Source organism: Massilia sp. TS11 (genome assembly GCF_022012445.1).
In the GTDB taxonomy this organism is placed as follows: Bacteria; Pseudomonadota; Gammaproteobacteria; order Burkholderiales; family Burkholderiaceae_D; genus Telluria.
Genome location: NZ_JAKLTS010000003.1, coordinates 108,533 through 134,238 on the forward strand (window position 1 = coordinate 108,533; position 25,706 = coordinate 134,238).

Genomic DNA, 25,706 nt, shown 5'->3' on the forward strand with positions numbered 1-25,706 from the left:
CTTAGCCTCGATGGTGGTAGTTCGCGAGCGCACCGCGCAGCAGCCAGGCGGCGAGGCAGGGGAAGGCTGGCATGAGCAGCGGTGGCAAGGGCATGGGCCAGATGCAGGCGATGATCAGGGCGCACACGGTCAGCGCCAGCGCGGCCAGCGCCGCGATGAACAGTTCGGGATGGTGCTGGCGGAATTCCTTGCTCTTGACGATGCGGCGCATGGCGCCGTCGATCAAGGTGGGCACGGCGAACACGGCGCCCAAGGGCAGCCATTGGACGAGTGCGGCCAGGCGGAACAGGGCAAGCACGCGCAGACAGTCCAGACCGCGCACATAGGCGTTGCGCGTGAGCCCCGCGACGGCTTTGTCCAGGCTTGCCACGACTGGCGTGAGGGCCGGTGCGCGCGCGGGACCCGGCGCGGCGGCGCCGCCCGGGGGCGTGGCGCTCACCGCTGGCGCTGCCGGACCGTCCTGCCAGGCGAGGGCGCGTGTGAGCACGTCCAGTGCGGGGCCGCGCCCCCACGAGGCCGCGTTGGCACCGTATTCGGCACGCATGACCGCGATCAGGTCGGCGGGCGGATAGTGGGCCGGTATCCAAAGGGCGTATGCGAGGGCGGCGACCAGGCCCGCGACGAAGATCGCTCGGATCATGGTGCGCGATCCTGTGGCAGCGACGCTTGCCCGGCGCCGGCGTCGATGAGGGTGAAACGGCCCTTGACGAGGCGCCCGCCGGAGAACGAGCCGAAATACTGGAGGTTGGGCAGTTTGCCGAGCATGGCTGGCGGGATCATTTCCTCCATCGCTTCCGTGATCTGGGTCGATTCGCTGGCGCTGAAGTCGCCCAGATGGGCGTCCACTCCCGTATTGATCCCAGCGCGGATGGAATGGATGCCGGTCTTACCGAAGGTTTCGACGATGAATTTCTGGGTCGGCTCGTCCTTCGTGCGGAAGGCGATCAGGTTGTTCAAGTTGCCGAGGGCCATGCGCGCGGCGTTCTCGCTGCCGAGGCGGTCGGCCAGGTCGGCCAAGGTCTGCATGGCGACCGTGGCGTAGATGCCGCTCTCGGCCCCTTTGTTGAGGATCTCGATCAACGGACGGTTGATCGTGTTCGAGACTTCGTCGACGAACAAGGAAATGCGCCGGTATTCGCCCAGGTTGTAGCGCATGCCCGCCCGTGCGGCCATGTCGCTCTGGGCCAGGGCCGCGATGGCCGACGCCACCGCGGCGTCGGGCAGGGCGTCGAGACACATGTACAGCACAAGGCCGGCGCGTTCGATCTTCTCGAAATTGAGGATGGGGCGGCGGTCCGCCACGTCGAAAGGATCGGGGGACAAGGTCCGGCCGAGATCGCCAGACGTCAGCATCGACAGCACCGGCAGCAGACTCGCCGTGATTTTTTGGTAGTGTTCGCGCGGATGGCGGAAGGTGCGCACTTGCGCGTCGATGACCTGGCGCCGTTGCTGGTGCGGGATGTGGTGCTCGTAGAAGTCCACATAGGCGAGCAGCTCCGGTCCCGCGGCAGGCGTTGGCGAGCGGATGCCACCGCGCGCGGCCTTGGCTAGCAGGCGCGTCAGTTCGGCATGGCCGCGCCAGCCTGGGCCGAGCAGTTCGGCGAACAGGCGGCTCAGGGAGATCTCGAGAATCGGTTCGATGCCGGCTTCGATATAGCGGGTCAGTTTGACCAGATTCGGGCGCTGCTCCTGGTCGACCAGGCCTTGGACCACGACATTGACGGCGTCCCAGCCGAAGGCGCTGAATGCGCCCGCCGTGTCCGGCGGCAGGATGGCCTGGATACGCGAGGCGATTTCGGTCGGCTTTTGCCAATTGAACGTGAAGTCGAGGCGCACGCCGTCTTCCGGGAAGGCCGGGTGGAACCACTGGAACACATGCGGGGCGCGGTAGTCCGCACAAGCCCGCTTCACAACGTCGCGCAAGCGTTTCGAGTTCTTCGGGTCGATCAGGATGACAACGTCGCCGCGTTTGACGGCTTGCGTCACGAGGTTGCCGAAACACACCCCCTTACCGGATTGCGTGGTTCCGACGATCAGGGTGCCGCCTTCGAAGTTATTCAACGGTCGGTATAGGGGCCGCTCGTCCGGCTCGACGCCGTGCAGGTAGGGTAGGCCCATCTCGCCGTCCGTCTGGACGGCCCCGCTGCGCAGCAAGGGCAGGGCCCAGCGCGGCACCGTGAATTGGCGGTAGTCGATTTTCGACAATTCATAGAGGCGCTGCGAATGGACCGGGGTCCATTCGAAGCCAAAGCCAAGGTACAGTTGGTTCGGGTCGGGCGTAAGGGCACCCAGCCGGCGCGCCGACATGATCTCCAAGGCGCGCCCGGACAGGGCGGCGCGCTGGCGCAGCAGGCGCAGTCCCTGCAGGCCGCGCACGACTGCCATCGCCGCGCAGACGCCGCCGACCATGGCGCTCAGGCGTGGCGGTGCCTGGGCCAGAGCGACGGCGGCGGCGCTGGCCGTCCAGCAAGCTGCCGCATAGGCCTCGTAGGCGCGGCGCCAGGGCATTTCGTATTTCCTAACTAGCATCGGAAGCCCCACGCGTGTCGCTCATCGTCGCCTGCAAGTGGGCGTTCAAGCCGTCGATGTGGCACGCAGCGATCACCATGCCTGTGCGGCCGTCGCCGACCGGTTCGCGCACCGGCGCGCCGGCCGCATCGAGCAGCAGCATGTCCGCTTCGCGCAGCGCGCGTAACGCGACGCCCGGATCGATGCGTGCACGCTTGAAGAGGTTTTCTGTGACCACTAGACCGCCTTCGACAAGCAGTGCGGCCCGGTGGCTGCCTTTGCGCCCGAGGGTCTCGACGACGGCGTGCAGGGCCAGCGCGACCTGGCGGTTCAGGCGCGCAGGCGCGCGCAAGGCGATCTGGAGTCGTAGCTTTTCTGGGTCGGGCGCTGGTGGGGCGGGCGGCGCCGGATTGTCCGGTCGGGACGGCATGCCCGGCAAAGCGAGTTGCACGGCAGTTGCCGGGGCGGGACTTGACGCTGCCGGGGCGCCCGGCGCTTGCGTAGACCCCGCAGTTGGCACGGCGTGCAAGGCGTCACGCAGGGCTTCGGGACGCGGCGTGACACTGGCGAGGAGTATGTCGGGAAGATTCAATTTGACGGCGTCCATCGTCTCGGTCTGTCCCGGCAGGCGGATATGCCAAAGCGTGTGACCATCGGGGCGCGCGGACAGGACGCCAGCTTGCAGCAGCAAGTCGGCCAGCGTGTCGGTCGATTTCGGGACGGCCACGAACCCGCGACGGTCGAGCATGTGGATCAGGTCGGCGCCTGCTTCAGGCCAAAGCAGGTACAGTCCGTCGCACCCCAAGTGGACGCGGGACTTCGCGCCGTTCGCTTCCCATGCGGCACTGCTGCGTGCGAGCGCCTGGGCCGCCTCGACCAGGTGGCGCGCCCAATACGTCGGCGACGGCGCACGGCCGCTGCTGGTGGCGAGCAACTGCTGTTCGTGTGCGTGAACGGCAATTGAGGCGTCACGTACCAATTCGGCCACGATATTGTGTTCGCCCCAGAGTGGGACGCCGCTAATGGCGGCCAGGCAGTGAGGCAGGATCTGGTCACCGTCTTCGGCCAAGTAGGCCAATGTGCTTGCGGGAACGACTATCGGCACGGCAAAGACGGCGGTGGCGCGCGCCTCGGCCGCAGGGTTGGACCAGTTCAGGCGGATGGTGCCAGGCTCGCGTTCCGCGAGCCATGCGCTCAGCGGAACGAGGTAGGGCGACCATGTCTTTCCGCCAGCGTCCACGACGCGCAGGCGCCGCAGCGCCCGGTGTAGTTCGGCACACAGGCCCGCGAGGAAGGTGGCAAGTCGCCACTTCTCTTCCAGCTTCTTTCGGTCACTGATCGTGGCTTGGCCGGTGAAAATCTGGCCGTCCGCGCCCTGCAGGGCGAAGAAGGCGGTGGCAAGGCTGAGACGAAACAAACCGCCTGGCTCCGAGAACTCGGCGTCTGGTGTGGCTGGCAATTGATTGACGTAGCGGGCAAGGTTGTGGAGCAGCGGCATGACGCGCTCGTCGAACAGCGCAGGTTCGATACCGAACGCGAGTCGGACGCGTGTGATCCAATCGGCGTGGCCCCCGAGAATCGCGGCGGGCTTGGCGCCGACGAACGACGGCGCGCCCGCTGACGCAGCGGCACCGTGACCCAAGACCGGCTCGACGCGTACGCACGGGTCTGCGTGCTGCGTCGGCGTGGCTGACCCGGCAAACAATTCGCGAAGGAAGCGCATGGACGGACTCCGCAATGTCATGGGGCCATCTTCGGCTCGGTGGCCGGGGTGCGTCCAGCAAGAACGGTGGGGGCGGGGCCGGGGGATTCTTGTCCAGCTCAGGCGTATGCGCGTGGGGCCGCTTGTGGCGGTCGCGTCGAATCGACGCGCCGCGTGGAAGTCTGGAAGGCCGTGCGAAGACGGCGGTCCTTGTGGTAGCGAGCCAAAAGCTCGCAGAATGGACAGTCCGGTTGGCGCGTGCCGCAACCGGCGAACGGGACCAAGTGGCGGGACGCACAGGTTTCGCACTGGGTCAGTGCAAGCCGCACTTCGCGCGAGGACCAGATCCCGCGCAGGCAGCATACAATGTCGAAGGCGCGGTCGAAGGACACGCGCGGGGTTTCGCGGCAGCGCGCCTGATAAAGCCGGTAGGCGCCGATCAAAGCCGGCCCGACGCCAACGCCCGACTCCGTCAATTCGTGGAAGATCACAGCGAACATGGCGGCTTCGACGTTGCCCGGCACTTTGGCGCGTTCGAACAGCCAGTCTTCCGATGCCGGTTGACGCCCACAGGGGGGCGTCGCGCCGTTGGAAAAGAAAATCCGGCGCAGCTCAAGCTGGCCAATACCGGAAACGCATTCGATCGTGCGCAAACGCGCGCCGAGCTCGACGCAGGCGTGGGCCAATTGCAGCGCTTCGATATGACGATGCGGTTTCATGTTTCACTCCGCCATCTCCAGCGATTGGGACTTGCGCCGTTCTGTCCGAGCAGGTTCTGCCGTAGCTGGACCGTGCTGCTGAACGGTCAAGATGGCGGGCAACAGGTCGGGCGGCAGGTCGAGCGCGCGCGCGAAGCTGGCGCGCGGCGCGAACAGGAATTCGTGGCTATTGGACGCCACCAAACTCTGCAACTGTTCCTGCGGCATCTCCGCCAACTTGCGCGCCTCCTCTGGCGTGAGATGGAACAGGTAGCCAGCCGCGATCGGATCGCGCAAGATGCTGGCGCGGATCGCGTTGAGGATCAGGTGGTTGAGAAATTGCACTTCCGTGAAGTGGATGGCGGCGTCCATGGCTTTATCCTGATTCAAAAGCAAGTCGATGCGAATCAAACTCGGCGGCCAGCTCAGAAATGCGGCCCGAAATAGTGGGGGTTTGTGGTTGACCTGACCTGAGCTCAAGCCTATACCATGGCCCACGCGCCTTCAATTAGCACTTGCTAGCTGTTCGGTCGTTTTTGACGCTTAGGTGAGAATTCTCAAGCGGGATTCAAGCGTGCAGCCTTAGACAGGACAGGGTTGACAAGAGCGAGTTGGATGGTATGAGCGCGGCTTAGCAAGTGCTGAGGGCCGCGGGCGGCCGAGGACGATGGAGGTGGTTATGGGCGAACAGTCCAATGCGCGGCGCCGGCGGGCGTTGCTCGATTTGAGGCCAGGCGTACAAGCGCGCATCATTTCCGAACTGGATCGTTGCGCGATCGCGCCGCACGCGCGTGCCCAGAACTTGGCCAACCTGTGCGGATGCGCCCTGCAGACAGCGATGCGATGGGTCGATCCCGACAAGCCGGGTCTGCCCGATGTGCCCTCCCTGGCGGCTTTGTGCGTCGCATTCGGTGTAGACGCGAATTGGTTGCTGGGATTGGTGCGCGAGCGCGGCGAGCTGCCGCCGTGTGACCTGGTCGGCGGCCGGCCGGCCTCGATGGCGCCCGACGTCGCGCTCTCCGCATGGGCGCGTGTCTTCATCGCGAGACTCAACCTGATCCAGCACGTGCCGGTGCACATCGAATTCGTGGCCGGCGACGAAATGGAACCGGAAATTCGGGCTGGTTCGCCCGTCATCGTCGATACGACGATCCGACGCATTGACCTGAACGGGGTATATGCCTTGCGCTATGCGGGGCGCGTGCTTGTGCGTCGGGCCGAGGTCCGGATCGGTGAAGGCGTAGTCTTGCACTGTGCTAACTCGAACTACCGGGACAGCTTGATTCCCGAACGTGACGTGATGGCAGGAAACGCGTTCGATGTTGTCGGAAGGGTTCGTCTCGTATTTCGTGCGGACGAGCTGTGAAAGGCTGGGTATCGCGTGCCGCGAGGGCCCGCGATACCTGCCTAAAGGGACGAGCTTACGCCGCGTCTGCGATGCCGTTCCATTCCGTTGGCGACATTTCGATTAAGCGGCCGCCCAGCATCTCGAGCTCCGTCGCCCGGTCATAGTCCTCTACATCCTTCGAAAAGTCCGTCACAGCGTTGAGCAGCCCGTAGCCCGTGAGCGAACCCCCGCTCACGAGGAAACGCAGGATGCCAGTCTGCTCCAAACCACTCAGCGCAAAGCGGTCGGCCAAGACTTCGACCGATTTGGCGGGATCGCCGCGCAAAGGGATGCCGAGAGTCTTGCGCATCTTGTCCGCTAGCAGGCTCAGCGTCGCCTCCGATACGGCTGCTTGCACCGCGTCGCGTACGGCCAGCAGTAAGGCTTCGTCTTCGGCGCGCAGCGTGTCGTCCTGGAAAACCACGAAAGTGTCTTCCGACGCTTCGAGCAGCCGTCCCAGGTGGGTCTTGGCTAAGCGTTGGTCGACCGCAATCATGCCGTTGCCGCATTTTAAGCGATACACCAAGGGTTGCACCCACAACCTGCCGCAACCCACTTCCGAGTTACTAACCACGACACCGGCCTGCACTACATCGCCGGGCACGATCTCGTGCTCGATCTTGCGCGAGACGACCTTGAGGTACATGCGCGTCTCCGTCAGTTCGACGGAAGTGAAGGTCGCGCCAGGCAGCTGATCGAGGATGGGGATCACGCGATCCGCGACTTGGAAATTGTCGATACGCCGGTAGCGCTTCGACAGTACGGCCCGGAGTCGTCGGTCAAGTGTCCGCATCAAATAGGACTCGCCGCCCGCATGGAGCCAGGTGTTGACGTTGTGATCCAAGAGCTGCGGCTCCTCGACGCGCATGCGCTCGAAATAATTGAAGGGAATTTTCAATTTCTCGGCCAATTGGCGGCGAGCGACGGGATTCACCAGATAGTCGACTGGGGCCTGCGGTTCGTTGATGGTGACTTTGCTAACGCCGAGCAGATCGGTATGGTGCGCGAACTGCGTGGCCGGGACGACGAGGTCCCGTTTGGAATTGAGCTGGCGCGTCAGTTCTTCGGCCAGGCTGGTCAGGCTACGTCCGTGTTTCATGGTCAAGCTCCTTTCATGCAAGTGAACGGCGGACAAGCCGCCCCGGCGGGGCGGCCCCACCGGGGTAAATGGCTTCAAACAAGCGACGCGGGCGGCGTCGGCTGGCAAACTATCGGCGCGCTTTGATCGCGGTATCCCACGCATCGGACCATCGTTGGCCCGGGTGCGGAGGGACGTGCACTTCGACCGTGATGTCTGCGCGCTCGTGCTTCAATCGCGTCGCCAAGGCGAAAGCGGCCGCTTGACCCTCATGCGCCCGGTCACTGTCGTTGGCCGTGAACACATCCAAGCGGCCCACGCAGGCTGGCACGACGAGTCGGCCCAGACCGTGATGGTCGAGTACCGCCCAAGCCGCCGATCCCAGGTAGGCGCCGACTGTCAATGCGCTTTCGATATCGAGCGTTACGACGAGGTCGGATGCGGGCGCTGCAAGGCGTACGACTGCCCCGTCGATCGTCCTGTGCATGCGCTTGCGTGCAAGCGCTTGTGGCACCGAAGCACGGTCAAGCAAGTACGTCCGATGCAGCGACACGAGTTCGCCTTGCTCGTTTTCGATGGCTGCCAACATGGCTGGCAGCGCTGAATGGCGGAAATGCTTTCCATCCAGACTGTTGATAAAGTCGACGGCAGGGTGGTAACGCAGCTTGCTGGAGATCTGGCCGAATCTCAGGCCAAATCGTGCGAGGTAGCGGCCGACGATATTGTCGGCCGACACCGGATGCCCTTGTTCCCAAAGTTCCAAAGCGCGGCTGGCCGCCTTGCGTCCATTTCTCTGCATTAGCGGTGGCGGAATGCCATGCCTGGCAAGAAACGCGCGCAATTGGGCGATCGCTTGTGCAGTAGGCCAACCGAACACGCCACGCAGGAGTTGAAACCCCCGACCGGAACCACAACGCCGACAACTGTAATTGCCTTCGCCTGCGTGGTCCGTATACTGAAAACAGTCGCGCCCGCCACAAAGGCGGATCGGGCACGGCTGGTTGCGTTTGTTGACGATCCTGCGGTCGATGCCGAGCGCGAGTAAGGCGTCGGTCCAGCGTCCGCGCAGATGGTCAAACAGCTCGCTCCATGCCGCCGGTTTTGCAGTGACATGGCAAGGCTCAAACGAAACGGAAGAAGTCATCGCATCCTCGCTCCTAAAAAGGACAACTTTCCCTCAGGCGAACAAGTCGGCTTGGCGCCGGCCGACCCGCATTGCTTCATTGAGGCATTGCGGGTTGCGTGCCAACCGCTCGGCAATCCAGCCAGGATTGGCTGCGATGGCTGCTTGGACCCAGACGGGGTATGCCGCAAAGGTCGCCCTGAGCCAATGGCGCACCTGTCCACGTAGCCATCCGCGCACTTCGTCCACGTCGATGGCGCCGAGGTAGGCGAGTGGCGAGAAGGGACTGCAGGCGACGACGCGCAGGCAATTGGCGAATGAAAACGGACGAGCGTCGCGTTCGGAGTCGGTGAAGACCCAGCGCAGCAGATCGATTTTTTCATCCAGGGACGCCGTCGGCTCCGCCAAAGCGTCGACTTCACAAAGCAAGCGCCAGTGCAGGTAGACGACTTCCTCTTCGGTCCAATCGACCTGGAGCTCATCGTCGGCCAACAAGACGGCCGTGACTTTGGGCAGGAATGCGACCCTGCGCGAGAAGAGGGCAGATGCCCAAGGCGGAACCGGTGTGTTATCGGACCGCGTGAAAGACAAGGAAGAACCCATATAGCCTCCGAAAAGAAAAATGCGAAGGGAGGCCGTACCGCAATGGGATGGGCGTCCCGTCGCGGGTGGGTCGAAACCGGCTGGGCCGGTATGGAAAGGGCTGGCTTGCGCGGCAGGTGCCGTTCGGTCGGATGCCAGCAACCGACACAGAATGCTATCCCGAGGGGGCGCTGTCGCACCGCCGTCGGGGCAGGGTTCTGTGCGCGGGCGCATTGCGCAGAGCGGAATTGATGCCGGCCTCGAATTCGAGACAGGCTTGGAAAGGGCTCGCCGAAACTTGCAGGGCCAGCTGCTGCTCCGGTCACGATAGGCGAGAAGGTGAACGGCGTCAAACGTCCCTGGCGATTACCTGCGTAATATCAGTTGAGCACAAATCCCCCAGTTCAGGAGGTGGGGTTTTCGATTGAGCTGAGCGCGGTGTCGCGCCATGATCGCGTGCGCTTGTGACGGTTGAGGAGAATGGCATGGACATGCAGCAATTCGTTCGGATCGATCAAGGGGAGATCAATGCCAGGCTCTTGGCCCGCATTGCATCGGAAGACCTTGCCAAAGTCGAGTCGGCTAGCCGCAAAGTCCCCGTATCCTTGTGCAGCCCGGAAGTGAAGCGTTTGTTCCTTCGAAACTACAACTCGATGCAGCGGCAAATGCACTTCATCTCGGTCGTATCGCGTTACAGCTTGCCGGGAGCGGAGGTCGATGAAGTCGAACGCAAAGTGACGATACTGCTTGAGAGGAACATCCGCCTTGCGAACGCGGCAATTGTCCGGTCAAAGGGCAAGTGCGAACGCAACGGGATAACGTCGCTCGCGTCTTATGACGCACAGCCATTGGAAGTCGAAGCCAGGGTCATTTCCCCATTTGGGCGGCGATTGCTCGATCTTTTCCTGATTCTGGATCAATTGATGCCAATGCTTGAGACGCTGGCTCTCGACGACGTCTTATCAAATGAAACGGTGTTCGCGACGAAATGCACCTGTCGTCGTTGGGTGCGGATGATCGTAGGAGAGGTGAGAGCACATGCCGGCCGCCTCACCAAGCGCCTACCTGGACCGGATGACCGTCGCAGCGGAAAGGTCTATTCAAACAAGAAGGATCCCCGCTAAGCGGTTCTTGCTCGCCCGTCGTTTAGAATTGAGGTAACAAGTGTATGTGCGAGCTGCGCGTCCACGGCGTGGCGCGAGTGAGGTCTCGCAATGATGATTTTTCTCAATTCATGGGGCTCGACGAAGTCATACGAGCCAGCAATCTTGCCCACATGGGTTTGGAGCTCCCACTTAAGACTCATCAAGACTGAGCTGCAGTGATTGCAGATCCAGGATATGTTCTGCCATGCCTCATTCTTAGTGCGCACTTGGTGTAGATGCAATGCGACGTTGCCTTTGTCCTCCACATAGACAAGTTCCTCTTTCTTGCGCCGACAAATCGGACAGATCCAATCGGCCTCCACTTTGTTCCAGTGCATAGCGCTGAACTGGTCGCTCAGTAACAGGGCCAGATAGTTCTTTGGCAGCGCTTTGCTTTTACGCTTGGGCTCGGTGCGCCACTTACTCATATTTGGCGTTGAAACTGCCGTTTTGGCGCCGAGGGCATCAGAAATTTCGTCGGTCGTAAACAACTTTAGGACGAATGGGTCGAGAAGCCCGTTCGATCCAAGCATGGGAAGACGTTCCTGCACTTTGCCATTGGGTTCGTACCAGTGCCGATCCGTTGCTGCCGCGTGCGCCACAGCGTCAACGATACGCATCCGCAGGCCATAGGCGGGTTCGGCGGCACCCCAAGCAATCTCGATCTTCTGCTGGTCGAGGCGATGCGGCAAATGATCAGCCACGGAAATGAATGTGGCGATCTGGCCGATTGAGAATGAAAATACGTCCGGAAGTTGGAACAATCGCTTGGCATTGGTGTCGGCGTTGTTACAGTCCTCGCAGACCAGAATCTCATCGTAGGCCGAGAATGCCGAGCTAATGCGCCGAATAAGTTCAAGCCCGTCTACCTGTTCAATGTCTGTTCCAGCCGCTACGAACTGCGCGTTGAAGGCTGTGCGCAGCGCTCGGTCCATGTGGTCATGATGTACGACGCTCTTGGCAAGTATTTGTCCGTGTTGGCCGACGCGCGAAATTTGTAACTTCGAACGCTTGCAGCAAGGGCAGCACCAATCTTGCGGCGAGAGAACCCAGTTGCTGTTCATCTCGAATTTTATGGCGCTATGGTGTCGCATAATTGCGCGCGAGACTGGGGAATTTGGACTATCGAGAATAGACAGTTCGCCGGACTCTACAGATTCAATCAACAGTGGCAAAGCTTGCGATCGGATCGTTTGCGCGTCGTCGCCGGCACGGCGCCGTTCATATACAAACCGCGCGTAACGGGTATCAAAGACTGAATCGTTCGCCATGTGATCTAATTGCAACTTGGATGTTGGGGCCGGACCGTTTGAACTTGGAGCGGGGCAAGGGGCGTACGCTTAGCGAAAGCGCTGTCTTTAGGTCGAGGGCGCGAGCTGGGTCTGTGGATCTTCACACACGGCCTGTCCATCGTTCTCGATCGCTTCTTCGAGATTCTTCATTTTGTGTGCGCTCAGAATGGTCCAGGCACGTGGTGTCAGTTCCGTCTTCGTGAGCACACTGGCTGCACCGCCCAGAGCGACTTTGCCGCCGCAAAGGTAGGGGTGCTTGAGGCAGTAGGCCGCTGTGCCGGCGACCTTCCCCGGGACCTTGCCCACTTTCGCACCGCTCTTCATCGCGGATTCCTGGTCGGTACTTGCCGTGACCATGCCTTCCGTTTGACCGACGATGGACCCGACCTTCTTGGTCGTGCGGAACCCATGATCGATCGAGGATAGCGTCATGTGTTTGATCCCATCCTGGAAGAAATGCGAAAACGCACGGTATTCGGGGCCGCGTAGATCGACACATACGGGTACGGCATATTGTTTGCCGATCACTTTTAGGCCGGCGATTTCTGGTTGGTTCAAGTATTCGGTGGTCAGCTGAGACACGGGATCGCCATAAGCACCAGACTTGCTTTGCCGCGTCGTCACGAAGGACACATAGTGGCGGATCGTGGAGCGCGTGTGTTCGCCGGACGCATCCTTCTGCAGCTGCGCGCTGAGCGGGGCCGGGTTAAAGGCGACGATTTGTGCGACGTTGCTGCGCAAGCCGGCGTATTGGGCGTAGCCGCCGCCAAGCGAATGACCACTGAGGATCAGCCGGTCGGCAGGTGTGCCGCCCTGAATGATCTTTTTGACCAAAGCGTCGGCGACGGAAAAAGCGGCGGGGCGTCCCGTCGATGCCGGCGAGGGATGCGCTTCGCCTGCGCTAACGCGGCTGGCGCCTGTCACCATGGCCCGGCCCGATGCGGTCTTGATGCTATTGACCAGTTCCTTGGCCAGTTCCGGGGTCATGCCAATCTGCAGGTCAGTCCACAGGTCTTGCCCGTTGTCCGTGCCACGGAACACCATGATCTGCCTGCCGTCGGTCAGGCGATAGCGCTCAAAATACACGTGGCCGGCCGAGGCCACGCGGGTCAAGGCGGCATCGACCACTGGCTCGGCGCCATACTCGCGTGCCACTTGGTCCTTGAGCGCCATTTGTGCTTGCAGTTCTTCGAGCTTGAGCACAGCAGCGTCCAGTTTGGGTTGGAGCTCCTTCAGCTCGTGCGCCTGGATCACCGGATCGCGGCCGCTGTCGTTTTGGATGCGCGCGAATTTCTCTTGAATCTGCTGTGCGGTTTTCTGTGCGACCGCAACTTTTTCTGGGTCGCTATACGCCGCATAAGCCAAGGCCGCCAAGAGCTTGTCCAGGCGCAGGGTTGGGGTATCGTCCGGCACGCCGACGATGATGGGCTGGCCATCGGCGGGGGCAGTGGCGGCGGTCGGGTTAGACGTAGACCCGGTCAGCGGCGCGGGCGCCGTGTCAGCCGTGACCGCATCGCCAGGGGCTTGTGATGCTGTTGCCGAAGCTACAGCAGGGCGTGACGACGGGGGCGGGGAATTCGGTTTGCTTTTGGCTCCGGGTCGGGCGGGCGCCCCCGGCCCAGCATTCGGGAGCGGACCAGCCACGAGGATTTGCCCGGTCGCCAGTTCCACAAGAACCAGGCCGATAACGCGTGCAGGCTGCGTTCCCGCCACCAAAGCTTGGTCAAGGAAGTTGCCGACGCGCAGAGGTGCGCCCGTCGCCAGGCGGAACGCCCCATCGCGCGCGGTTACAAAATAAAATCCTGCCTTGCCACCGACGAGCATCTGTTTGATGCGCTGCGCCTCACTTTGCTCGTCGATCGCGAGAAACTGGAAAGCGCCGCTATTTTCATTCCAATTGCTGATGCTGATGCAGGCCGTCTGCGCCATGTTCTGGAATTTATCGTAGGCACCTGCGCAGTGCAACCCGTCCGCTGATTTGGACTTGTTGACAGCAAGCGTGAGCTTGAGCGGAAAACGGTGGTGGTCGAAATCGTATTCTCCGAGCTGGAAGCGCAGGGGGACCAGATAGCCGCCTGTCTGCTTGAGCGTCGCCATTTGTTCTTCCACGAAGGGCCGATAGCGCTCAAGCAGCGCGTGCACTTTGAATTCATCGCGCGAGTACGAGACTTCGGCCAGCGCTTCCTGAGCGTCCTTGGGCATGTCCGCCCGGCCGCTGACGAGAAGGACTTTGAGGTTGTAGGGTTTGGCCGTGTAAGCGGGGTAGAGCAGGGGCGTCGTGATCTTGTTCATCGTCACATAGCCGGCTTGCTCAAGTTCCTGCAAGCTGTTCGCATCGGGCATTTGTGCGCGGCCGAGCGCGGGGAAGAGCGCCACGACCGTGATGATGAATGCGCGCAAGCGTGGCATACGTGACTCCTAAGTTTGTGGCGAATTTGGGTGGTAGCCGAATTCGTAGCCCTGCAAGACTTGTTTGCGGATGGCTTCGAAGACGGGATAGGCGAAGACTTGGGCGTGGATCACGCTGCGGGCAAGTACCATGGCTGCGCGGCCAGGGATGGTTGGGTTGTCGCCGTCGCCGCCCATCGTGCTACCTCTGGCCTCGAAATAGGCAAACAAGGGTTGGCGGGTAATCGGGGATGCCGGCACGAAATAGAAAGTGAGGAGCAAGGCGAACGCCAGGGTTGGCACTGCGATGGCCTTCACGGCGCCATAGGCAAAGCCGCGCTCGAAGGCAAGTTGCAGCGCAAACAGAATCAACTTGATGATGTGCACCAAAGCGCCGATGATCGAGAACATCAGCGCTATCGGCGGGACTGCAAGCGCGCGCATCTGTTCCCGACCAAGGGCCCCTTGCGGACGCCCGTCGGCGAAAGTCGCGACTGGAGCATCGTATTTCTTGAGTTTTTCCTGCACATGGAAGCCCAGGACCTTGTCGTAGACTTGGCGTTGGAAGAAGGCTGGTGCAGCGTTTGGTTCCGGTAAGTCCACCGGAAGCCGCACCCCCGTTCCTTCGTATCCAAGCTTCGCTTGCCATGCAGCCTGGATGGTTGGATGTCCGAAGAACGCGTCCTTGTCCAAGTTGGGCGGCAGACTCGCTTGATTGGGAAATTGCTTGCGCATCCCATCGGCGAAGCGTCGTTCGGATTCGCTGCGGATCTTGTGGGCGATCGCGTTGTAAAAGCCTGCTCGGTCGGCTGGATCCCAGTTGGCCGGCACCGGAACTCCGGCCGCAACCACGTCGCGGCGCACGCGCGCCCAGTAGGGCGGCGGCACGCGATCCGCACTCATCCGATTCTTCTGCAGTTTGCGTTCGTAGTCGGACCATGCCCGCTCCTGTTCCTGCGGCGTGCGTGCGATCGCACGATTGAAGTCCCCGCAGGCTTTCAGGTAGTCACCGTTGTAGCGTTTGATCAGTTCTTCGCGCACGGCGATGAAACGGTTGTAATTCTGGGTGACACCGCCATACATGCGGTCGATCGCGTTGCGCAAGATGAGCGGCTTCTGTTTGCCAATCTTTTGGTCGAGGTCGCGGGTCGAGTACGCGAGCATGGGGAAGATCGCGAGGAAGGTCTTGCCGTCCGGCTCGGCCATCGATTCCAGCGTCAGTGGCAAACCGTCAAGCGTCGCCCCGCGTGAGACGAGGGCGTTTTGTACGGTGACGAGATTGGTCGCGATATAACGCTGTGCGGGCGTCGACCGATCCACGACCCAATTGACCAGTTTGAGCTCCGCTTGGTACACCATGGCTCCGACACCGCTACTGACCACAGCGATCACGAGGACCGCGCTTAGCCAACTAGCGCGGACGCGCAAAGCGCGCTTGAGCAAGGCGGGCCAGAACATCAAGGCGACCGCGAATCCAGACAGAGAGCGTCCGAAGACCTCGATGGATTCGACCGCGTGCTTGTCCGGCATGCCGCCGACGACGTCGAGCAGCCTGGAATTGAAGCCGCATTCGACGAGCAGGTAGAGCGCCGTCACGACTGTCATCAAGACGACCCATCCGGCCCGTGGCTGGTGGCCGATGACGATGTTGGCCAGCTTGGGCCGCGTCCGCGCTGTCGCGATCGCCAAATTAGTTACCGTCATGCAGAGTGATCTTGACGGGCGTGATCTCGCTTTGGGCAGTGGCAGGCAGCTTTTCGTAATTGCCCGCATTGATCGGTTTCGGTCCGCTGCTGCTCGCCGACGTCGCCACAGCCGTTTTGGCCACAGTCGTTGTTGCGGTATTTCCCGCAGGGAGCGGCGCGGCACTGCGTGGCGTGGTAGGGGCGGCCGATTCGACGGCGCCGGATTCGAAGTGGGCACGCGGTCGCGCTTCGCGGGCCGGTGCAGTGGCAGTGGCGGGCGGCGTGGAAACGAACGTCGCGGTTGCAGGTCGGGTTTCCGTCGCTGGGCGTGGCGCGCCAGGGGGAGCGGCGACCGCAGCCGCAGTAGGTACCTGTTCCATGCCGCCTGTTAGCCAGCCGTTGTACCAATTCCAGCGCTGGCGCGCACCTTGGTCCTTGTCTTCGCGGGCGCTCCATCCGTCGGCATACAGTGTGAAGACCAGCGGCGTCTGGCAGCGACCGGACGCGGTGTTCATTTCCCACATGTTGACCTCGTATCCAGCCAATTGGTAGACGCGATAGGCATGTGGGCAGCTGGGCGTAGGCATGTGCACAACGAGGACGTCGTAACGCGGATAACGCTCTGCGTAGGCCACGTAGGCCGATTTGACCTGGCCCCCGAGGTCAAGGACTTTCATCCGGTCGTACAGCTTGATCTGAAGTTGACCCTGCGCGTTCAGACGAAGGACGCCTTTGCTATCCCCGAGTTGGAAGTCCTGCAGGTTCCGGCCCAAGAGCTCATTGTGGTCAATGCCGAATTGATAATTATTCCCCTGCTTGTTGACGGCGCAGCCGGCGAGAAGGGCGGCAAGCGCCAAAACAAAGGCATGAACGAGGGCAATCTTAGAGCGCATGAAATTGGCGAGCCAGTGTGTTCGATACGTACATTTTAACAAGATGTAAAATGACTGAATCGAAATGTTGTTTGTTTCTCAGAAATGAGACCAAACGCCGCGGGGAGCAAAGGCCGGTGACGGTCGAGTCGGGCCTGGCGTTGCTGGGGCGGACATGAAGGATAGCAATGCAAGCTAGCGACCTTTTCAAATCATTACATGACGGGCAAGCAGTCCGTGAGATCGAGCGTATTTATGCGGCGCAAAGTGCGGTCGAGGCGATGTGCCGTGCCGCAGGCGTGAACAATGCTGAAGAATTGTTCAGCCTTTCGGAGAGGGCGGCGGGCGCCGGGCAGTTGCATAGCCGAACCAGCGCGGTGAGTGACTTCCTTGTGGAGCGTGAAAAAATGCGCATCTCGGAGATCGAGCGCGCTCTGGGCGGACAGACGGCGCAAGCGATCTTCTCAGTACAAGCCAGCGCTGCCAGTCAGGTCGGCATTGAGAGCCTTAACCAATGGCTTGCAAGATCGTTCGTGGGCGATGTGGGCGCAAGCGCGCTGCGCGACTTGGACCGCAATTGGTCTCAACTCGTCCAGGACGACCGCTGGAATGCGATCGGCCAGGTCGCACAGACTCTAAGTTTGTCAGATGGCTACGGCACATCGGTGGCGGCGGCCTTGGCGAGGCAACAACTGGAACGGGAGCGGTTCGCGCAGAGGGTCTTAGGAGCAACCGAGTTGACAGTGATGGCACAGGGCGTCGCTCGCCTTGCCCCGTTCCTGGAAAGTGTCTCGACGCTGATGCGTGCCGAACTGGGCGACTTTTCCAGCTGGACGGATTGGTCCGTATTCGCGACGGCAGATGGCGCGGAGCGAAGCGCCATCTACTCAGAACAAGGCTTTTCCCCGGCACTATCGAGTGTGCCTGCGGATGAAGTCGCCGATGTCTTGCTCAGTGAGAAGCCTGACAGCGGATTGGTTCGCCTCGACTCACCCTTGCCGGTGGAATTATTCCTGCGTGCGAAGGATGACGACGAACGCATGGTTTTGGCAAACAAGTGCCTGAAGGCGCTGGAACTGGAACTTAGGGCATTCATCGAGCGCGAAATGCGCCGTGTGTTCGGGGCGAACTGGATGAAAACGCACCTGAGTCAAAAATTGATTCTTGGATGGAAGGAAAAGGCCGAGATCGAAGCGAAAAACCTTGGGAGGCCGCCGGCCCCACTGATGGACTATGCCGATTTCACTGAATACGAAGTGATCATCACTGGGAACGCGGCATGGGAAAAAGTGTTCAAGCGCCACTTCCGAGTGAAGGAAGATGTCAAAGCGGCCTTCTATCGCTTGAGGCCATTACGTGTCGCTACCGCACACCATCGCATCTTGTTGAACGAAGAAGTGGCGATCTTGGCCTTCGAGGGAACGCGCTTGATGCGGCAAATGCGCGCCCCTCTGATCGACATAACCGACACTTAGAGATTGCTACTGGAAAACCAGCGATCACCGCTCAGCCGGGTAGCCGAGTGCTTCCAATTTGAAGAGCCGGTCGAAGTCTCTGATCCGCCGCTGCCGAATTTCCCTTAGCACTCGTTCACGTCGATGAACTTGATCGGGTGTTCCGATAAACAAGGGCTCGCGATCGATTGAAGTCAAGACTTCGGTGTGCCGCCAGCACAAGGTTAGTTTGCGGTGTTCGCTCGAATTGATATCGGGTTCGACTTTCCAAATGCTATTTGCGAAGAAAAATGAAAACCGTTCTTTGGCGAATTCGATCGACTCTGCAAAGGGCGGATCCTCATGACAGTCGGTGATCAGACTTGGGTTATTCCATATGCGCCCGTCCAGGCAAATAATTTGGTAGGCGTCGCCGTGCATGTTGAGTTTCAAATAAGGGCGCTCGAACCATTCTTTCAATTCGGATTCGTCTCGTTCCCAATTGGGAACGCTTGCGCGTGGACCTCGGAGCAATGTCGGTTCCTCCCCGATCGACAGCCCCGCACCACGAACCGTGGCCGCGAAGACGTTGCCCTTCAGTTCCTCCCAGCCTTTCATGTAGCCCGCTTCGCGCGCAAGCAGATCGAGCGCGACTTTGTGCCGCATGCCGGAGCGTGCCAGCGTTTTCGCGGTCTTGCGAATAGTGTTTAAGAGTGTCAAGGTCGCCGGTTTGGGCGCGCGCGTGCCGCGAAGGTTCATCTCGTTCTCCAAATGAGAACCGCATCACGCAGTGGCCAGTACACCACGCAGCGGTGGTTTGGAGAGAAGAGCCGTAGCACCATCCTGCCGTAGCGGGTTTCCATGGACTGGCGTCGTGGCGCAGGTGGGCGCCGACCCTCACCTTATCACAACGACTTTTCCTTTATCAACTGGGACAGGGTGTCGCGCGCTCCGTGGGGTTCCGGCGTCGAGCGAATTACGGTTGAACTTTTGCTCGGCTTTTCCCGTTCCCTCTCGGTCGGCCCTGCTGCGCGCCGGCTAACGATGCAACATAGGGCTCGAGAGCCTCTAGCTTGCCCCTTAGAGTGGCTGCAGTCTCTCGAGCTTGGGTTAAATCCTCGCGGAGCTGCAAATCCCGTTGGGCGTTGGCCTCTTTGGCGGTCGTCTGTGCTTCTCGCAGCTGGCGGATCTCTTCAGCGGTGCTTAGTTGCAGCCTAGTGAGTTCGGCCGAAGTCTTCGCATGAGCGCCGTGGGCCCGGTCGAGTTCCGCCTTCAGATCTTCTGCGCGTCGTTCGATCTCTGCGGATTGGGCCTTCGCCGTCTCCATTGCAGCGACAGCTTCCGCGCGCGCCCGTTCGGCAATGGTCGAAGCCGATTGTGCGGCGCGTAGCTGCTCGGTCAATTCCTGAAGCTGAACGCGCTGGTGCTCCATTGCAGCGTGCGCGGACTCCAACTCGGTTGATTGCGCTTCGAAGGCATTCGCCATTTGCTCTCGGAGCGCTTCCGATTCGGCCCTTTCCAACTCCCAGCTCGCTTGAGCGGCCCGGAGTGCTTCGTTTGCGCACGACACCGCTTCCGCCCAAAGGGCGTTCAAGGAAGCTGTGTTGGCTTGTTGCAGTGTGGCCGGTACCTGAACCGTGACCGGCGCTACCAGGGCGGACTGGGATCGGCGCCACTCCTTCATCCCGGTGCTTGCGTCGTTCATGTTGACCCGTGCTGCCTTGCGAACGGCATCTACGGTTGGGAATGACCGGCGACCGCTTTCTTCGTACAGGGCATCGGCTATTCGAAAGATCCGATCTCTCTTCTCCGTGGCGAGGTCCATGGCTGCTGTCCGGTTTGATTGATGAGGGTAAGCGTAGGCGCTTGCCGCAACTCGGTATTGACCGCGGTCTTATTGGCTGGCTTCGTTTTCGGGAACTTCTTACCATACTGTCCCTATCGCTACCTTCTTATTATTCTTACCTTCTTACCTCCTTACCGAATCGCCGTATTACGTGTTGCCGCTACTTGACCTGCCTGCCGTGCTGCGCATCGCGCACGGCACGCCAGTCTCGCCCTTGTTGGGGATGCCATCCCTGGTGCCTGAGCGCGTTTGCCTCGGGGCGCTTCGCTTGATGAGCAACCGAGGCCTGCGCGTCGTACACAGCGCCCAGTCGGTCAAGAATGCCCCGTGCGCGCCCGGGCGGTTTCTGCTTTTGAAGCGGCGCGGTACGCGGATAGACTGTACCGATCGCGTGTGGCGTCGCCTTCGGATGCGCTTCAAAAGAAAACAGAACCCATGTATTCAATGTCTGACGAAAATGAGCAAGCCTTTACCGGCACTGGCGCCGTCGTCGGTGCGGGAGCGGGTGCCAGCCAGCTGCCCCGGCGCCGCGCCATGGACGGGCAGGGTATCGACGCGTTGACGGCCGAAGATGTCGCGCTCGAACTAGGCTGCGAACCGCAGCATGTCAAAGCCCTAGCCGCTTCCCACGACTTACCGGCCGTGAAATACGGGCGATCCTGGCGCTTTCCCGTCGGGGCATTGAATATTTTCCTCAACGAGCAAGCCTTGGCCCACGTGCGGGCCAAGCCGGCACCGTCCTTGCCGACGGCGGTGGGCGACCCCAAGACGGGGCGGCCGGACCTGACCCGTGTCGTCAAGGTGTCGTAGTCCAAAGGCGCTCGGCAAGGTCCGAACCGCGCAGCGAGACGTAGCGCATGAACATACGCGGATCTTTGTGCCCCGTGATTCTCATGCATTCCTCAGTCCGGAATAGCCAATGCCGTTGCGCGTCGCGCATCAGGACCCAGCGGCACGTGGCCTCGTGGCGTAAATCGTGCTCGGTCAAGTCTGGACATCCGGCGTACGCGAACGCGCGGCCGAACGCGCGGCTCAAGCGGTTCGTGATGCGGCGCAGTTCTTTTTTGTCGTCGGCGCCGCTCCACCATGGGAAAATCGGTTGGCCCTTCTTCGCCGCCTTCACGCGCCGCACGAGAATGTCGTAAGCGACGGGAAGGATCGGGATGTCGCGTGCCGCGCCCGTCTTGCTTGCCGCCACATGGATCGTGCGCTGGTCGAGACGGATGTGTTCGGGCTTCAAGCGGTAGGCCTCGCGCAAACGCATTGCTGTGTTCACGATGATCTCGTATAAGTCGAGCATGGCCGGGCCGTCGGGTAGGGTCAAAGGCCGTTGGCGGCCGTCGCGCTTCTCGCCGCGCAGGACTGCGCGGATGGCCGCTTCCTCGCCGTCGTACAAGCGCCGGTCGCGCTCCACATCGGTCTTGGCCAGTTGGCCGTTGTCGCCCATTAGGAGCATGCGCTCGTGCTCGTTGTAGGTTGAATAGTTCTTCGGCAGGAGGCGCAGCGGATTGGCCACTGGGAGGGCACCGTCTTTGGCTTGCCGCTTGAGATGCCAGTCGAGCATGCGGGCCAGCGCGCCAGTCCGTTTGCGGATCGTCCCCGGCGCCAGGTGGGCTTCTATTTTCATGCTACGCACCCATTCTTCGGCCCATTTGTACGTCAAGGCGCGATCGACGCGGGTGCTGCCGATCTTCCCGTATAACAGGTCGAGGATTTCGCAGTCGAGTGCGCTGACCGGCACGGTCGCTTGGTAGTCGCGGATGACCTTGGCGAGCGTGTCCCCATTGGGGCTCCCGCGTTGCGAAGCGAGGTCTTGCGGGAGCAGGCCTTGCGCCAGCAGGGCTTCCAGGCGCGTCCCGTAGGAACGGGCCTCGCCTTCGGAGTCGAAAGTGCTCGTATAAATCTTGTTCGGCAGCAGTCGGTGTTTGACCCGCAATTCGAACTTGTTGCCGCGTTGCCTGACCATGGCCATGTGCTTCTCCCCGAGTTGGGTAGCAAGGTGGCGGCATCTCGCGTCGACGGCCTACTCGCGTAGACGGACAAACGAGGCCGAATCAGGGTAGCAGTGCTACCCAAACGGGGTAGCAGCGACCCGTTTCGAGCCTATTTGAAAGCAAAAAAGCCGGGGAGTTCCCGGCTTTGCGCAAGCTAAGTGCTTGATTTTGTTGGAGGCGAGGGCCGGAATCGAACCGGCGTAGACGGCTTTGCAGGCCGCTGCATAACCACTTTGCTACCCCGCCTTAGGGGACAAAAAAAGGAAGCCGTTGCTTCCCTTCCGCAATCTGGAGCGGGAGAAGGGTCTCGAACCCTCGACCTCAACCTTGGCAAGGTTGCGCTCTACCAACTGAGCTACTCCCGCATATTCGTGCTGCATAGCTCAACTGGAGCGGGAGAAGGGTCTCGAACCCTCGACCTCAACCTTGGCAAGGTTGCGCTCTACCAACTGAGCTACTCCCGCAGTGAACTGCTACAACTACATTGTCGCCGACCTCCATAAAAAAACGAAGCTTGCGCTTCGCCTCGAATTGGAGCGGGAGAAGGGTCTCGAACCCTCGACCTCAACCTTGGCAAGGTTGCGCTCTACCAACTGAGCTACTCCCGCGTCGTGACAGGTGGGTATTATAGAGGGTTGCCAAAAAATGTCAAGGAAGTGACTTGGACTTACTTGGCTTTTCGTGAGGACCAATGCAGATGGGTAATCACCCAGCGCCCGTTCTGCTTCTCGAGCACGGCGGTCTCGAGGTCGAAGCTGTGCACGGCCTTGCCTTTGTAGCTGCCGCTGGTCTCGCTCTCTTCCGTTACCACCGCCAGCTGCTCGCCCAGGCTGACGCTTTGTTGCAGGCGCTTGCGTTGGGTCTCGCGCGCAAACGCGATGTCGTCACCCAGGTGGTGGCTGGCATAGGCCTCGCGCGAACGCTCGGTGTAGCCCGACTCATAAATCAGAACCTGCGGCGCCAGCCGTGCCAGCGCCTCGTTGCGCTGCCCGCTTTGCAGGGCCGCGTGAAAGGCGTCGAGCGCGCTTTGCGGTGTCTCTTCGGCCCAGACGGGCATGCTCAACAGGGCGGTCGCGATCAGCAAGGGCAGGCGCATCGGTTTTTCCTCAGTCTGGATGGGGTGGGGTAGCGGCCAGGATACTGGCCATGACAAGCGTCGCCAGCAGCAGCAGGCTTTCGCCGCGCAAGATCAGCAGGCAGAGGCGGCGCGCACGCGGGCTGGTGTCCAGGCGCGGCAGCAGCAGAAAGCGGTTGGCGCCGCCAAGCAGGGCGGCCGCAGCCACGAGCGCCAGCTTGGCCAGCAAGAGCGTCTGGTAGGCGCCGCTCAGGCTGAAGGGCGCGAAGCCGGACACGAAGGCCCCATTCGCCAGGCCAGTCAGCACCAGCCCCGCCAGGGCCCAGGTGGCGCTGCGCGAGACGGCGGCCAGATAGCTGGCGAACGTGGGCGCGGGGGTGTCGCCGCGCAGCACGACCCAGCCGGTGAGCAGCACTTCGCCGCACCACACACTGATCAGCAGCAGATGGACGGCGGCGCTCGCGGCCTGCCAGGTCCAGTCGCCGTCGGCGCCGGCATGGCCGAACAGGCTGCGCGCGTAGGCGTACACAGCCAGTGCCGCCAACGCGGGCAGACGGGGGCGCGTGCGCAGCACCCAGGGCAGGGCGCCGAACAGCGCCAGGGTGGCCACGGTCCAGGCGCGTCCGTAGTGGGTCGTGGACAGCATCTGCTGCACGGCCGGGCCCGCCTCGGTGAAGCCAACGTCGGCCATGCTGGCCGCTTCGCTCCAGAGTCCGGCCATGGCGGCGGCCAGGCTGATGCCCCATCCGAGTGCAGCCGTGCGGCCGATGGCGCGCCGGGCGCGATCAGCCCAGCCCGGCGCGCGGGCCTGGGCCAGCCAGGCACCCGCCATCAGGGCCAGGCCCAGGTGGCCGGCGCCGCTCAGCGCCCAGTGGGCCAGTTCAACGACGGACATCTCAACGGACGCTGAAGCGGTACTCGCCCTTGACCTTGTGGCCGTCGCGGGTCATCGCGCTCCAGCGCACCGTGTAGCTGCCGGCGCCGAGTACGGGCACGGCGGTCCGCATGGTTTTGCCCTCGATGGTGGCCGGGGGCAGGGGCAGGGCCTTGGCCTGGGCGTCGCTCAGGGCGATGTTGCTGAAGGCCGGTTCCAGCACTTCATTAAAGCGCAGGCTGATCTCTTTCGGCGCCGCGTCGAGCTGGGCATTGGCGGCCGGGCTGGCGGCCTCCAGCTTGCCGTGGGCCTGGGCCGCGCCCATGCCAATCAGGAGCAGAAGGCCGGCAAACAGGGTGCGAATCATCGTGGGGTGTCCTTTGCATTTAACGAAACATTCGGGGCGATGATACCGCCCTTGGGCAAATATGCGACGATCTTTCGTGCGGATTGGCATACAGATCACATTTCTTGATGAAGTCTTGCTGGGATTCCTATATCCTTAGCGCCTTGGAGACAACGGCCCTGGCAAGCTGTCCAGGTCCGGCTTTGAATAACCACAACAACGTTTAGGAACCCACGTGAGTATTTTCCGAACCAAGAACCTGGACCACATGGTCGCGCAGAGCAAGTCCGACACGGGCTTGAAGAAAGTCCTCGGGCCGATGGACCTCGTCCTGATGGGCATCGGCGCCATCGTCGGCACCGGTATCTTTGTGCTGACCGGTACCGGCGCCGTCACGGCCGGCCCGGCACTGACCCTGTCCTTCGTGATCGCCGCCATTGCCTGTGGCTTTGCCGCCCTGTGCTATGCCGAATTCGCTTCCACGGTGCCGGTCGCTGGTTCGATCTATACCTATAGCTATGCCACCATGGGCGAACTGGTCGCCTGGATGATCGGCTGGGACCTGCTGCTCGAGTATGGTCTGGCCACCTCGGCCGTGTCGGTCGGCTGGTCGGGTTATTTCCAATCCCTCATCGCCGGCTTCGGCATGCGCCTGCCGGTGGAACTCACGGCCGCGCCCGGCGCCGTCGCCGGGGTGCACACCATCATCAACCTGCCGGCCCTGCTGATCATGCTGGTGCTGACCGCCATGCTCTCGCTCGGCGTGCGTGAATCGGCCCGCGCCAATGGCGTGATGGTGGTGATCAAGATCGCCGTCGTGCTGCTGTTCATCTTCACGGGTGCGCGCCACGTGCAGCCGGCCAACTGGCAGCCCTTCATGCCCTTCGGTATGAATGGTGTGATGAGCGCCGCCGCCCTGGTGTTCTTCGCCTTCATCGGTTTCGACGCCGTGACCTCGGCGGCCGAAGAGGTCAAGCGCCCCGAGCGCGATCTGCCGATCGGCATTATCGGTTCGCTGACCGTCTGCACCGTGCTGTATGTGCTGGTGTCGGCCATCATGACTGGCATCGTGCCCTTCCAGCAGTTCGCAGGTGTCGACCACCCGGTCTCGCTGGCCCTGCAGTACGCAAAAGAGAACTGGTTCGCCGGCTTCGTCGATCTGGGCGCGATTCTGGGCATGACCACTGTGATTCTGGTGATGAGCTATGGCCAGACTCGCATCATCTTCGCCATGTCGCGTGACGGCTTGCTGCCGCAGCGCCTGTCGAAAGTGCACCCGAAATACGGCACGCCTTTCTTCGCGACCTGGGTGGTCGGCATCGTGTTCGGCTTGATCGGTTCGATGGTGCCGCTCGATGTGCTGGCCGAGCTGATCAATATCGGCACGCTGGCCGCCTTCTGTCTGGTGTCGGTGGCCGTGGTCGTGCTGCGCAAGAAGCGCCCGGACCTGCCGCGCGCCTTCCGTTGCCCGGGCGTGCCCGTGGTGCCGGCCCTGTCGATCGTGTTCTGCTTGGCCCTGATGAGCTTCCTGAGCAAGACGACCTGGATCGCCTTCCTGATCTGGCTGGTCATCGGTCTGGTGATCTACTTCACCTACTCGCGCCACAACGCCGTGCTGCACAAGCAGCAGTAAGCCGCCCGCAGCGCCTGCTGCAAAACCCGACCCCGGCACTGCCCT

General features: G+C 61.8%; 23 protein-coding genes and 4 tRNA genes. 5 read left to right on the forward strand and 22 right to left on the reverse strand.

Annotated features, from left to right (window positions below; translation table 11 throughout):
* Position 1 precedes the first annotated feature (1 nt).
* The 5 genes from LZ005_RS06005 to LZ005_RS06025 all read right to left on the reverse strand — a co-directional run bounded on the left by LZ005_RS06005 (position 2) and on the right by LZ005_RS06025 (position 5,280).
* Positions 2 to 640 carry a DUF4400 domain-containing protein gene (locus tag LZ005_RS06005; protein WP_237805706.1) on the reverse strand — a complete coding sequence of 213 codons (639 nt, stop codon included), beginning with the start codon at positions 638 to 640 and terminating at the stop codon, positions 2 to 4.
* Entirely contained in the window at positions 637 to 2,508 is a 1,872-nt protein-coding gene (gene traD / locus LZ005_RS06010) for a conjugative transfer system coupling protein TraD (protein WP_237805708.1), read from the reverse strand. Before traD ends, LZ005_RS06005 begins: the two co-directional genes overlap by 4 nt.
* A gap of 10 nt (positions 2,509 to 2,518) precedes the next feature.
* On the reverse strand, positions 2,519 to 4,231 hold the full coding sequence (gene mobH / locus LZ005_RS06015; protein ID WP_237805710.1) for a MobH family relaxase: 1,713 nt from the start codon (positions 4,229 to 4,231) through the stop codon (positions 2,519 to 2,521).
* A 98-nt stretch (positions 4,232 to 4,329) separates the two neighbouring features.
* Complete coding sequence (locus LZ005_RS06020) at positions 4,330 to 4,929, reverse strand: FlhC family transcriptional regulator (RefSeq protein ID WP_237805712.1); 600 nt, start codon at positions 4,927 to 4,929, stop codon at positions 4,330 to 4,332.
* Positions 4,930 to 4,932: 3 nt separating this feature from the next.
* Positions 4,933 to 5,280 carry a hypothetical protein gene (locus LZ005_RS06025; RefSeq protein WP_237805714.1) on the reverse strand — a complete coding sequence of 116 codons (348 nt, stop codon included), beginning with the start codon at positions 5,278 to 5,280 and terminating at the stop codon, positions 4,933 to 4,935.
* A 307-nt stretch (positions 5,281 to 5,587) separates the two neighbouring features.
* On the opposite strand from LZ005_RS06025, the gene LZ005_RS06030 reads away from it, so the two are divergent.
* Positions 5,588 to 6,274, forward strand: coding sequence for a S24 family peptidase (locus tag LZ005_RS06030; protein WP_237805716.1), 687 nt, complete (start codon positions 5,588 to 5,590; stop codon positions 6,272 to 6,274).
* A gap of 55 nt (positions 6,275 to 6,329) precedes the next feature.
* Here LZ005_RS06030 and LZ005_RS06035 read toward each other — a convergent pair whose 3' ends face one another.
* From LZ005_RS06035 to LZ005_RS06045, 3 genes are all read right to left on the reverse strand, one after another.
* Positions 6,330 to 7,394 carry a DUF932 domain-containing protein gene (locus tag LZ005_RS06035; protein ID WP_237805717.1) on the reverse strand — a complete coding sequence of 355 codons (1,065 nt, stop codon included), beginning with the start codon at positions 7,392 to 7,394 and terminating at the stop codon, positions 6,330 to 6,332.
* A 109-nt stretch (positions 7,395 to 7,503) separates the two neighbouring features.
* A complete protein-coding gene (locus tag LZ005_RS06040; RefSeq protein WP_237805719.1) occupies positions 7,504 to 8,517 on the reverse strand; it encodes a primase-helicase zinc-binding domain-containing protein in 1,014 nt (337 codons plus the stop codon).
* A 33-nt stretch (positions 8,518 to 8,550) separates the two neighbouring features.
* Positions 8,551 to 9,099: a hypothetical protein gene (locus LZ005_RS06045; RefSeq protein ID WP_237805721.1), complete on the reverse strand. Its 549-nt coding sequence runs from the start codon at positions 9,097 to 9,099 to the stop codon at positions 8,551 to 8,553.
* A gap of 464 nt (positions 9,100 to 9,563) precedes the next feature.
* Here LZ005_RS06045 and LZ005_RS06050 point away from each other — a divergent pair, with 464 nt between their 5' ends.
* Positions 9,564 to 10,202 carry a DUF1845 domain-containing protein gene (locus tag LZ005_RS06050; protein WP_237805723.1) on the forward strand — a complete coding sequence of 213 codons (639 nt, stop codon included), beginning with the start codon at positions 9,564 to 9,566 and terminating at the stop codon, positions 10,200 to 10,202.
* On the opposite strand, the gene LZ005_RS06055 is transcribed toward LZ005_RS06050, so the two are convergent.
* The 4 genes from LZ005_RS06055 to LZ005_RS06070 all read right to left on the reverse strand — a co-directional run bounded on the left by LZ005_RS06055 (position 10,199) and on the right by LZ005_RS06070 (position 16,481).
* Positions 10,199 to 11,494, reverse strand: a complete 1,296-nt coding sequence (locus tag LZ005_RS06055) for a hypothetical protein (protein WP_237805725.1) — start codon at positions 11,492 to 11,494, stop codon at positions 10,199 to 10,201. The genes LZ005_RS06050 and LZ005_RS06055 overlap by 4 nt on opposite strands.
* An 87-nt stretch (positions 11,495 to 11,581) precedes the next feature.
* Entirely contained in the window at positions 11,582 to 13,924 is a 2,343-nt protein-coding gene (locus LZ005_RS06060) for a hypothetical protein (RefSeq protein ID WP_237805727.1), read from the reverse strand.
* 9 nt (positions 13,925 to 13,933) lie between these two features.
* Positions 13,934 to 15,607: a hypothetical protein gene (locus LZ005_RS06065; RefSeq protein ID WP_237805728.1), complete on the reverse strand. Its 1,674-nt coding sequence runs from the start codon at positions 15,605 to 15,607 to the stop codon at positions 13,934 to 13,936.
* Positions 15,594 to 16,481, reverse strand: a complete 888-nt coding sequence (locus tag LZ005_RS06070) for a hypothetical protein (protein ID WP_237805730.1) — start codon at positions 16,479 to 16,481, stop codon at positions 15,594 to 15,596. The genes LZ005_RS06065 and LZ005_RS06070 overlap by 14 nt, the downstream gene beginning before the upstream one ends.
* Positions 16,482 to 16,648: 167 nt before the next feature.
* Here LZ005_RS06070 and LZ005_RS06075 point away from each other — a divergent pair, with 167 nt between their 5' ends.
* Positions 16,649 to 17,935 carry a Swt1 family HEPN domain-containing protein gene (locus LZ005_RS06075; protein ID WP_237805732.1) on the forward strand — a complete coding sequence of 429 codons (1,287 nt, stop codon included), beginning with the start codon at positions 16,649 to 16,651 and terminating at the stop codon, positions 17,933 to 17,935.
* Between the two features lie 24 nt (positions 17,936 to 17,959).
* Here the strand turns inward: LZ005_RS06075 and LZ005_RS06080 are convergent, their stop codons facing one another.
* Positions 17,960 to 18,652, reverse strand: a complete 693-nt coding sequence (locus tag LZ005_RS06080; protein ID WP_237805734.1) for a hypothetical protein — start codon at positions 18,650 to 18,652, stop codon at positions 17,960 to 17,962.
* 217 nt (positions 18,653 to 18,869) lie between these two features.
* A complete protein-coding gene (locus LZ005_RS06085) occupies positions 18,870 to 19,718 on the reverse strand; it encodes a DNA-binding protein (protein ID WP_237805736.1) in 849 nt (282 codons plus the stop codon).
* A 465-nt stretch (positions 19,719 to 20,183) separates the two neighbouring features.
* Here LZ005_RS06085 and LZ005_RS06090 point away from each other — a divergent pair, with 465 nt between their 5' ends.
* Positions 20,184 to 20,549, forward strand: coding sequence for a helix-turn-helix domain-containing protein (locus LZ005_RS06090; protein WP_237805738.1), 366 nt, complete (start codon positions 20,184 to 20,186; stop codon positions 20,547 to 20,549).
* On the opposite strand, the gene LZ005_RS06095 is transcribed toward LZ005_RS06090, so the two are convergent.
* The 8 genes from LZ005_RS06095 to LZ005_RS06130 form a co-directional block, all read right to left on the reverse strand.
* Positions 20,536 to 21,711: a site-specific integrase gene (locus LZ005_RS06095; RefSeq protein WP_237805740.1), complete on the reverse strand. Its 1,176-nt coding sequence runs from the start codon at positions 21,709 to 21,711 to the stop codon at positions 20,536 to 20,538. The genes LZ005_RS06090 and LZ005_RS06095 overlap by 14 nt on opposite strands.
* A 194-nt stretch (positions 21,712 to 21,905) precedes the next feature.
* Positions 21,906 to 21,979: transfer RNA gene (locus LZ005_RS06100), tRNA-Cys, on the reverse strand.
* 43 nt (positions 21,980 to 22,022) lie between these two features.
* Positions 22,023 to 22,098, reverse strand: a tRNA-Gly gene (locus LZ005_RS06105).
* A gap of 23 nt (positions 22,099 to 22,121) precedes the next feature.
* A tRNA-Gly gene (locus tag LZ005_RS06110) sits at positions 22,122 to 22,197 on the reverse strand.
* Between the two features lie 68 nt (positions 22,198 to 22,265).
* Positions 22,266 to 22,341 (reverse strand) — tRNA-Gly (locus LZ005_RS06115).
* A 59-nt stretch (positions 22,342 to 22,400) separates the two neighbouring features.
* Entirely contained in the window at positions 22,401 to 22,829 is a 429-nt protein-coding gene (locus tag LZ005_RS06120) for a nuclear transport factor 2 family protein (protein WP_237805742.1), read from the reverse strand.
* Positions 22,830 to 22,839: 10 nt separating this feature from the next.
* On the reverse strand, positions 22,840 to 23,703 hold the full coding sequence (locus tag LZ005_RS06125; protein ID WP_237805745.1) for a CopD family protein: 864 nt from the start codon (positions 23,701 to 23,703) through the stop codon (positions 22,840 to 22,842).
* A gap of 1 nt (position 23,704) precedes the next feature.
* Positions 23,705 to 24,049, reverse strand: coding sequence for a copper resistance CopC family protein (locus LZ005_RS06130; RefSeq protein WP_237805747.1), 345 nt, complete (start codon positions 24,047 to 24,049; stop codon positions 23,705 to 23,707).
* A 214-nt stretch (positions 24,050 to 24,263) separates the two neighbouring features.
* Here LZ005_RS06130 and LZ005_RS06135 point away from each other — a divergent pair, with 214 nt between their 5' ends.
* Positions 24,264 to 25,661, forward strand: coding sequence for an amino acid permease (locus tag LZ005_RS06135; protein WP_373889307.1), 1,398 nt, complete (start codon positions 24,264 to 24,266; stop codon positions 25,659 to 25,661).
* Positions 25,662 to 25,706: the final 45 nt, after the last annotated feature.

Bases quoted from the DNA above. Each gene is read 5' to 3' on its own strand.
- LZ005_RS06065 (WP_237805728.1), bottom strand. From the start codon at position 15,607: ATGACGGTAACTAATTTGGCGATCGCGACAGCGCGGACGCGGCCCAAG.
- LZ005_RS06005 (WP_237805706.1), bottom strand. From the start codon at position 640: ATGATCCGAGCGATCTTCGTCGCGGGCCTGGTCGCCGCCCTCGCATAC.
- LZ005_RS06075 (WP_237805732.1), top strand. From the start codon at position 16,649: ATGCAAGCTAGCGACCTTTTCAAATCATTACATGACGGGCAAGCAGTC.
- LZ005_RS06120 (WP_237805742.1), bottom strand. From the start codon at position 22,829: ATGCGCCTGCCCTTGCTGATCGCGACCGCCCTGTTGAGCATGCCCGTC.
- LZ005_RS06030 (WP_237805716.1), top strand. From the start codon at position 5,588: ATGGGCGAACAGTCCAATGCGCGGCGCCGGCGGGCGTTGCTCGATTTG.
- LZ005_RS06040 (WP_237805719.1), bottom strand. From the start codon at position 8,517: ATGACTTCTTCCGTTTCGTTTGAGCCTTGCCATGTCACTGCAAAACCG.
- LZ005_RS06060 (WP_237805727.1), bottom strand. From the start codon at position 13,924: ATGCCACGCTTGCGCGCATTCATCATCACGGTCGTGGCGCTCTTCCCC.
- LZ005_RS06085 (WP_237805736.1), bottom strand. From the start codon at position 19,718: ATGGACCTCGCCACGGAGAAGAGAGATCGGATCTTTCGAATAGCCGAT.
- LZ005_RS06050 (WP_237805723.1), top strand. From the start codon at position 9,564: ATGGACATGCAGCAATTCGTTCGGATCGATCAAGGGGAGATCAATGCC.
- LZ005_RS06035 (WP_237805717.1), bottom strand. From the start codon at position 7,394: ATGAAACACGGACGTAGCCTGACCAGCCTGGCCGAAGAACTGACGCGC.
- LZ005_RS06020 (WP_237805712.1), bottom strand. From the start codon at position 4,929: ATGAAACCGCATCGTCATATCGAAGCGCTGCAATTGGCCCACGCCTGC.
- LZ005_RS06045 (WP_237805721.1), bottom strand. From the start codon at position 9,099: ATGGGTTCTTCCTTGTCTTTCACGCGGTCCGATAACACACCGGTTCCG.
- LZ005_RS06055 (WP_237805725.1), bottom strand. From the start codon at position 11,494: ATGGCGAACGATTCAGTCTTTGATACCCGTTACGCGCGGTTTGTATAT.
- LZ005_RS06070 (WP_237805730.1), bottom strand. From the start codon at position 16,481: ATGCGCTCTAAGATTGCCCTCGTTCATGCCTTTGTTTTGGCGCTTGCC.
- mobH (WP_237805710.1), bottom strand. From the start codon at position 4,231: ATGCGCTTCCTTCGCGAATTGTTTGCCGGGTCAGCCACGCCGACGCAG.
- LZ005_RS06095 (WP_237805740.1), bottom strand. From the start codon at position 21,711: ATGGCCATGGTCAGGCAACGCGGCAACAAGTTCGAATTGCGGGTCAAA.
- LZ005_RS06125 (WP_237805745.1), bottom strand. From the start codon at position 23,703: ATGTCCGTCGTTGAACTGGCCCACTGGGCGCTGAGCGGCGCCGGCCAC.
- LZ005_RS06025 (WP_237805714.1), bottom strand. From the start codon at position 5,280: ATGGACGCCGCCATCCACTTCACGGAAGTGCAATTTCTCAACCACCTG.
- LZ005_RS06130 (WP_237805747.1), bottom strand. From the start codon at position 24,049: ATGATTCGCACCCTGTTTGCCGGCCTTCTGCTCCTGATTGGCATGGGC.
- LZ005_RS06090 (WP_237805738.1), top strand. From the start codon at position 20,184: ATGTCTGACGAAAATGAGCAAGCCTTTACCGGCACTGGCGCCGTCGTC.
- LZ005_RS06080 (WP_237805734.1), bottom strand. From the start codon at position 18,652: ATGAACCTTCGCGGCACGCGCGCGCCCAAACCGGCGACCTTGACACTC.
- traD (WP_237805708.1), bottom strand. From the start codon at position 2,508: ATGCCCTGGCGCCGCGCCTACGAGGCCTATGCGGCAGCTTGCTGGACG.